The organism is Thermohalobaculum sp. (assembly GCF_058622915.1).
In genome coordinates this window covers 1-6,790 of sequence record NZ_JBZSYN010000127.1, presented here as the reverse complement: position 1 = coordinate 6,790, position 6,790 = coordinate 1, and the positions used below count along the sequence as shown (strand labels likewise).

The following is a 6,790-nucleotide window of genomic DNA, read 5'->3' as shown; positions in this document are numbered from 1 at the left end:
TGGGTCACGACCGGTCATCCGACCCGTTTGGCCGGATCTCGGCTTCGTCCTGCACAGCAACCGAACGCGGCGCACGAATCCGAAGCGTTTGACTGAGGCGCCCTAGGCCCCGCCTATCAGCACGCCGGCGGCGAAGACCAGGGCGCCGCCGACCACGATCTGCAGGGCGGCGCGGAAAAACGGCGTCTCCATGTAGCGGTTCTGGATCCAGGCGATGGCCCACAGCTCGCAGAACACCACGACCATGGCGATGGCGGTGGCGGTCCAGAAATGCGGGATCAGGTAGGGCATGGCGTGGCCCAGCCCGCCCACCGAGGTCATCACGCCGCAGGCGATGCCGCGCTTGAGCGGCGAGCCGCGGCCCGAGAGCTGGCCGTCGTCGGACAGCGCCTCGGTCAGCCCCATGGAGATGCCCGCGCCGACCGAGGCGGCGAGCCCGACCAGGAAGGTCGTCTCGGTGGCGTGGGTAGCGAAGGCGGTGGCGAAGATCGGCGCCAGCGTCGAGACCGAGCCGTCCATCAGCCCGGCGAGGCTGGGCTGGACATAGGTGAGGATGAACTGGCGGCGGGCGGCGCGCTCCTCGCGCTCGCGCGCCTCGCCGGGCAGGTGCTCCTCCTCGAGCCGCTCGGCGGTGGCGATGTGGCCACCCTCGGCGGCGGCGAGATCGCCGAGCAGCTTGCGCGTGTCGGCGTCCTCGCTGCGCCTGGCGGCGGCGAGGTAGAAGTCGCGGGCCTGGCGCTCCATGCCCTCGGCCTCCTCGCGGATGCGCTCGATGCCCAAGTTCTCGACCAGCCAGACCGGGCGCCGGGCGTAGAAGCCGGCGACGTGCTCGCGCCGGATCAGCGGGATGGTCTGGCCGAAGCGGCGCTTGTGCAGCTCGATCAGGCGGCGGCGGTGCTCGTGCTCCTCGGCGGCCATGCCGTCGAACAGCGCCGCCGAGTCGGGGAAGTCCTGGCGCAGGCGCTCGGCATAGGTCTCGTAGATGCGGGCGTCGTCCTCCTCCGACGAGATCGCGAGTGCAAGGATCTCCTGGTCGGACAGGTCGCGGAAGCGACGGCGGCTGGTGATGCCCGGGATCATCTGCGGCTCCTCTCCCTCGTGCGGCCCCCATCTGTATGTAGCGCGGCGTCAATGGCAAGCGGCGCGGACAATTTCCCGCGCGGCGGCGGGAAATTTCCGATCTCACAGTGTCAATGTGACCTCTGTCAATCCGCGCCCCTCGGCACTACATTCCCGACCGAGTCTGGTAACGTGTCCAAGGAGGAGCTCATGAGCCTGCGCATCAACGATACCGCCCCCGATTTCGAGGCCGAGACCACCGAAGGCAAGATCCGCTTCCACGACTGGATCGGCGACGGCTGGGCCGTCCTGTTCAGCCACCCCAAGGACTTCACGCCGGTGTGCACCACCGAGCTGGGCTACATGGCCGGGCTGATGGGTGAATTCGCCAAGCGCAACTGCAAGATCATCGGCATCTCGGTCGACCCGGTCGAGAACCACCAGAAGTGGAAGGCCGACATCCAGAAGGTGACCGGCAACAAGGTGGACTACCCGATGATCGGCGACCCGCAGCTGAAGGTGGCCAAGTTGTTCGACATGCTGCCGGCGGGTGCCGGCGACAGCTCGGAGGGGCGCACCGCCGCCGACAACGCCACCGTGCGCTCGGTCTTCGTGGTCGGGCCGGACAAGAAGATCAAGCTGATCCTGACCTACCCGATGACCACGGGGCGCAACTTCGACGAGATCCTGCGCGCGATCGACTCCATCCAGCTGACCGCCAAGCATTCGGTGGCCACGCCGGCGCAGTGGAAGCACGGCGAGGATGTGATCGTGGCGCCGTCGATCTCCGACGAGGACGCCAACAAGCGCTTCGGCGGGTTCGAGAAGGTGCTGCCCTATCTGCGCCGGACCAAGATGCCGCACGGCTGAGGCCGGCAGGGGCGCACGGAGGTGCGCACAGAGGGGAGCGACGGGCCCTGGAGCAGGCCCGTCTGGCGGCGCGGCGGCATCGCGCTGATCCTGATCGTCGGCGTCGAGATCGGAAAATCGCTGATGGTCGTCACCGCCATCGTGCAGTTCGGCTGGATGCTGGCGACGGGGCGGCCGAACCGCTTCCTGAGCGGGTTCGGCGCCTCGCTCGCGGCCTGGCTGCGCGAGGCCGCGGCGTTTGCGACCTGCGCGTCGGAAGAGCGCCCCTTCCCCTGGGCGCCATGGCCGGCGGCCCGCTGAGCGGGACCTAGACGGCCCGGGTGCGGTCGCGCAGCCAGGCGGCGAAGCCGGCCTCGGGCAGCTCGCCCGAGGCGAGGCCGAGGGTCATGACGACGGCCTCGGCTTCCGGCGCGATCAGTCGCAGGCCGTTTTCGTGGAGGAACAGGGCGCCGACGACGAAGGCGGTGCGCTTGTTTCCATCGACGAAGGGATGGTTTCTGACGATGCCGCCGGCATAAGCGGTTGCCAGGAGGCACAGGTCATTCTCACCATAGGCGTGAAGGTTTCTCGGGCGCGCGAGGGCCGATTCGAGAAGGCCCTCGTCGCGAACGCCGGCAGCTCCGCCGAAGCGCAGGAGCTGCCGGGACTGGATGGCGAGGACGACCTGCTTGGTGAGCCAGCGCGGCTCGTTCACTTGGCCAACTCGGCCAGCGCATTCTTGTAGCGCTCCATGATTTCCTCGGCGGCCTCCATCTGGCGGGCGAAATCGTCGTCCGCGCGGCTGATCTGCAGGGCGCCCTCCGGGCCGTCGATCAAGATCAGCTCGTCGCCTTCGGCTGCGCCGAGCTGCGCCAGCACGTCGCGCGGCAGGACGACGCCGAGCGAGTTGCCGATCTTGCGGACCTTGAGGTGCTGCATGTCCGGGCCTCCGTTGCCACGCTAGTTATAACGCGCGGGCGGCGATGTCAACGCCCGCCCCCGTCACGCCTTCAGCCAGTCCCGCGCGGCGTCGGCCTCGTCGAGGTCGAAGACCTTGAGCGGATAGGGCAGGAGCGCGGCGGGGAAGTTCGCCGTGCACCAGCGCACGAAGCCGGGCCCGGCCAGCACGGCGAGCTTCTCGAAGCGGTGGCGCCAGGGGCCGAAGGCCATGGCGATGTCGTCAAACGCCGCCTTGGGCGTCCAGCCGCGGAAGCCCTCGTCGATGATCACCAACAGGCGCAGCTTGCCGCTGGCGGGCAGGCGCGCCGTGAGCTCGGCCTGGAACTGCTCGTAGTCGGCGTCGCGCAGCCGGCCGGTCACGCGCAGGGCGACGACGTTGCCCTCGCTCTCGGGCAGGATGGTGACGCGGGCCGGCTCGGGCGCGCTGTCGAGCAGCCAGGCCCTGGCGGCGTCCTCCTCGCGCGGTCCGAAGACACGGATGGACATGCCGTGCAGCGGCTCGAAGAGCGGCGCGGCGCTGAGCCACCACTGCTCGCCGACCACCGCGATGCGCGCCACCTTCGGCTGGTGCGCGCGCACGAACTGGAGATGGGCCAGCAGCGCGCGGGCGTCGTCCCAGCCGGCGAAGCCGCGGGCGTCGACCATGAGGCCCTCGAGCCGGCCGCGCAGCTCGATGATCGGGTCGATCAGGCCGCCGACCGTCTCGAAGTCGTCTTCATCCAGCGCCCCCTGGGGACGCACCGCGAGAACCTCGTTCTCGCGCAGCCACTCGGTCTGGATCATCGGACTCTCCTGTTCCCTCGCGCGGGCAAGCCTTGCCCCAGATCGGGCCGCGCCGCGTTGACCCCGGTCAAGCGCAGGCGCGGCTCAGAACGCGTCCTTGCGCCGCCTGACCTCGGCAAAGACGGCGGCGTCGTCGGCGCCCTCAAGCCCGACCGCGGCCTTCACCGCAGGCTGGGTGGCGCGCAGGAACGGGTTGGTGGCCAGCTCCTCCTCGAGCGTGACCGGCACGATCGGCTCGCCGCCGGCGTCGAGCTCCTTGATATGCGAGATGCGCTTCTTGAGCGCCGCGTTGTCGGGCTCGATCGACAGCGCGAAGCGGCCGTTCGCCTGGCCGTAGTTGTGGCCCGAATAGATGCGCGTGTCCCCGGGCAGCTCCATGAGCTTGGACAGGCTTTGCCACATCATCGCGTGGGTGCCCTCGAAGACGCGGCCGCAGCCCAGTGCCATCAGGCTGTCGGCGGTGAAGGCGACGTGGTCGGCGTCGAGCACGAAGGCGATGTGGCCGATGGTGTGGCCGGAGACATCGACGACGCGCGCCGCGGTCTCGCCCAGGTGCACGCTTTCGCCCTCCGACAGCTCCTGGTCGAGCCCGGGCAGGCGGGCGCGGTCCTTGACATGGCCGACCACGCGGGCGCCATAGCGCTCGCGCAGCTCCGCCACCCCGTCGATGTGATCGCCGTGGTGGTGGGTGATCCAGATCTGCTCGGGCTCCCAGCCGCGCGCGTCCAGCGCCGCGACGATGGGGCCGGCCTCCGGCGCGTCGACCACGGCGACCTTGCCGGTGGCCTCGTCGCGCACGAGGTAGGCGTAGTTGTCCTTGAGACAGGGGACGACGACGACTTCCGCGGGCATGGCGCTTCCTCCGTGTTTGCATTAGCCTTCGAGGGGGAACATGGCCCTTCGGGCTACGGGGCGCAATGCATCTGGATGTGGTGGACCTGCGCGGCTTCTATTACGCCACCCGGCTTGGACGGATGGTGCAGCGCATGGTGCGCCACAGGCTGAGGGCGCTGTGGCCCGACATCCACGGCATGAACCTGGTCGGCTTCGGCTTCGCGGCGCCGTATCTGAGGCCCTTCATGGAGGAGTCCGCGCGCACGCTGTGCCTGATGCCGGCGCAGCAGGGCGTCTGCCCCTGGCCGATCGACGGCGACAACGTCACCGCGCTGGTCGAGGAAACGCTGTGGCCGCTGCCCAGCGGGTTTGCCGACCGGGTGCTGGTGGCGCACGGGCTGGAGACCTGCGAGAAGCCGGAGGCGCTGTTCGAGGAGATCTGGCGCGTGCTGGCGCCTGGCGGCAAGGCGGTGTTCCTGGTGCCCAACCGCGCCGGGCTGTGGGCGCGAAGCGACGCCACGCCGTTCGGCTATGGCCGGCCCTACTCGACGCGCCAGCTGGCGCGGACGCTGGCGGCGAGCCGGTTCACCACCGAGCAGAACGCCGGCGCGCTCTACCTGCCGCCCTCGCACCGGCGCTTCTGGCTGCGGATCGGGCCGGCGATCGAGCGCATCGGCCAGAAGCTGGACGCGCAGCGGCTGGCCGGGCTGGTCATGGTCGAGGCGGTCAAGCTGGTCTACATCACCCCGCAAGGGGGCGCGAAGGTCCGGGCCGACGACCCGATGCGGGTGCTGGACGGGCTGCGCCCGCGGCCCAAGCCCAAGCCGGCCGCCGGGCGCGGCCAGCTGCGCAAGGCGGGATGAAGGAGAACAGGCATGTGGCCTGACAGGCGTCTTTGCGAGCTTCTGGACGTCGAGCACCCGATCGTCCAGGCGCCGATGGCGGGCTCGGACTCGCCGGCGCTGGCGGCGGCGGTGGCCAATGCCGGCGGGCTCGGCTCGATCGGCTGCGCCGGGATGACGTCCGAGGCCGTGCGCGCGGCCTGGGCGGAGGCACGCGGCGCCACGGAGGGCGCGCTCAACCTCAACTTCTTCGTGCACGCGCCGCCCGAGCTCGACGAGCAGCGCGCGGCCAGGGCGCAGGCGCTGGTGATGCCCTTCTACATGGAGCTGGGCCTGGCGAGCACGCCCGACGACCTGCCCGAGGTGGCCGAGGCGACGCCCCCCTTCGGCGAGGCGCTGCTGAAGGCGGTGCTGGAGCTCGAGCCCGGCGTGGTCAGCTTCAACTTCGGAATGCCGCACGAGGCGCTCACGCGGCCGCTGAAGAACGCGGGGATCGCGCTGATCGCAACCGCCACGACGCCGGCCGAGGCGCGCGACCTGGAAGCGCGCGGCGCCGACGCCGTCGTCGCCCAGGGCTGGGAGGCGGGCGGCCATCACGGCTTCTACCTGAGACGGCGCAGTGCGCAGATCGGCACCATGGCGCTGGTCCCGCAGGTGGTGGACGCGGTGGCCGTGCCGGTGATCGCGGCCGGCGGCATCGCCGACGGGCGCGGCATCGCGGCGGCGCTGGCGCTGGGCGCGGCGGGGGTGCAGATCGGCACCGCCTTCCTCACGGCCAGGGAGTCCGGCGCGCCGGCGCAGCACCGGGCGGCGCTGATGGCCTCGGACGGCTCGGACACGCGGACCACGCGGGCGTTCTCGGGGCGGCCGGCGCGCGGCATCGTCAACCGCTACATGGAGCTGATGGAGAAGCACGAGGCCGAGCTGCCCGATTTCCCGCTGATGAACGCGGTCACCGGGCCCCTGCGCCGCGCCAGCGCCGAGGCCGGGGTGCCGGACTTCCTGGCGCTGTGGTCGGGCCAGGCGGCGGGGCTGAGCCGCGAGCTGGCGGCGGGCGAGCTGCTCGAGAAGCTGGTCGAGGAGACCCGGGCGGCGCTGGGGTGCATGGCCGGCTGAGGCCGGCGCTGCCCCGCCCGGGGGCGCGGGCGCGCCGTCACAGACGCTTCATCCACGCGTCGGCCTGGCGCTCGGCCTCCTCGCGGGCGACGCCGTACTTCTCCTGGATCAGGCCGGCGAGCTTCTCGCGGCTGCCGTCGATGCGGTCGATCTCGTCGTCGGTGAGCTTGCCCCACTGCTCCCTGGCGCGGCCCTTGAGCTGGTGCCAGCTGCCCTTGATCTGGTCCCAATTCATTGTGTGTTCCTTTCGTGCCGAGGTCTGGTCGGTGGCGGCCGAAGCGCGCAGATGCGCCCGGGCCCTGACCAGCACAAACGCGCCGCCGGGCGGAGCGTTCCGGGCCTCTGGG

General features: G+C 70.9%; 10 protein-coding genes. 4 read left to right on the top strand and 6 right to left on the bottom strand.

Going from position 1 to position 6,790, the window contains the following annotated elements; genetic code table 11:
* Positions 1-102: 102 nt before the first annotated feature.
* Positions 103-1,080 carry an iron exporter MbfA gene (mbfA, locus tag AC32QD_RS09945; RefSeq protein WP_492010339.1) on the bottom strand — a complete coding sequence of 326 codons (978 nt, stop codon included), beginning with the start codon at positions 1,078-1,080 and terminating at the stop codon, positions 103-105.
* 189 nt (positions 1,081-1,269) lie between these two features.
* Between mbfA and AC32QD_RS09940 the strand changes: the two genes are divergently transcribed.
* The gene (locus AC32QD_RS09940; RefSeq protein WP_492010338.1) at positions 1,270-1,929 is read left to right on the top strand and encodes a peroxiredoxin; all 660 of its coding nucleotides are present in this window, start codon (positions 1,270-1,272) and stop codon (positions 1,927-1,929) included.
* A gap of 21 nt (positions 1,930-1,950) precedes the next feature.
* Positions 1,951-2,229 (top strand): DUF4389 domain-containing protein, encoded by a 279-nt coding sequence (locus AC32QD_RS09935; protein ID WP_492010337.1) that lies wholly within the window; start codon positions 1,951-1,953, stop codon positions 2,227-2,229.
* A 7-nt stretch (positions 2,230-2,236) separates the two neighbouring features.
* Here the strand turns inward: AC32QD_RS09935 and AC32QD_RS09930 are convergent, their stop codons facing one another.
* The 4 genes from AC32QD_RS09930 to gloB form a co-directional block, all read right to left on the bottom strand.
* Positions 2,237-2,623 (bottom strand): type II toxin-antitoxin system death-on-curing family toxin, encoded by a 387-nt coding sequence (locus AC32QD_RS09930; RefSeq protein WP_492010336.1) that lies wholly within the window; start codon positions 2,621-2,623, stop codon positions 2,237-2,239.
* Positions 2,620-2,847: an AbrB/MazE/SpoVT family DNA-binding domain-containing protein gene (locus AC32QD_RS09925; RefSeq protein ID WP_492010335.1), complete on the bottom strand. Its 228-nt coding sequence runs from the start codon at positions 2,845-2,847 to the stop codon at positions 2,620-2,622. The genes AC32QD_RS09930 and AC32QD_RS09925 overlap by 4 nt, the downstream gene beginning before the upstream one ends.
* A gap of 63 nt (positions 2,848-2,910) precedes the next feature.
* Complete coding sequence (locus AC32QD_RS09920) at positions 2,911-3,651, bottom strand: SpoIIAA family protein (RefSeq protein ID WP_492010334.1); 741 nt, start codon at positions 3,649-3,651, stop codon at positions 2,911-2,913.
* An 84-nt stretch (positions 3,652-3,735) separates the two neighbouring features.
* The gene (gene gloB / locus AC32QD_RS09915; protein WP_492010333.1) at positions 3,736-4,503 is read right to left on the bottom strand and encodes a hydroxyacylglutathione hydrolase; all 768 of its coding nucleotides are present in this window, start codon (positions 4,501-4,503) and stop codon (positions 3,736-3,738) included.
* A 65-nt stretch (positions 4,504-4,568) separates the two neighbouring features.
* On the opposite strand from gloB, the gene AC32QD_RS09910 reads away from it, so the two are divergent.
* Together AC32QD_RS09910 and AC32QD_RS09905 are read left to right on the top strand one after the other, a co-directional pair.
* Positions 4,569-5,348, top strand: coding sequence for a methyltransferase domain-containing protein (locus tag AC32QD_RS09910; protein WP_492010332.1), 780 nt, complete (start codon positions 4,569-4,571; stop codon positions 5,346-5,348).
* 12 nt (positions 5,349-5,360) lie between these two features.
* Positions 5,361-6,443, top strand: a complete 1,083-nt coding sequence (locus AC32QD_RS09905; protein WP_492010331.1) for an NAD(P)H-dependent flavin oxidoreductase — start codon at positions 5,361-5,363, stop codon at positions 6,441-6,443.
* Between the two features lie 37 nt (positions 6,444-6,480).
* Here AC32QD_RS09905 and AC32QD_RS09900 read toward each other — a convergent pair whose 3' ends face one another.
* Entirely contained in the window at positions 6,481-6,678 is a 198-nt protein-coding gene (locus AC32QD_RS09900) for a CsbD family protein (protein ID WP_492010330.1), read from the bottom strand.
* Between the last annotated feature and the right edge of the window lie 112 nt (positions 6,679-6,790).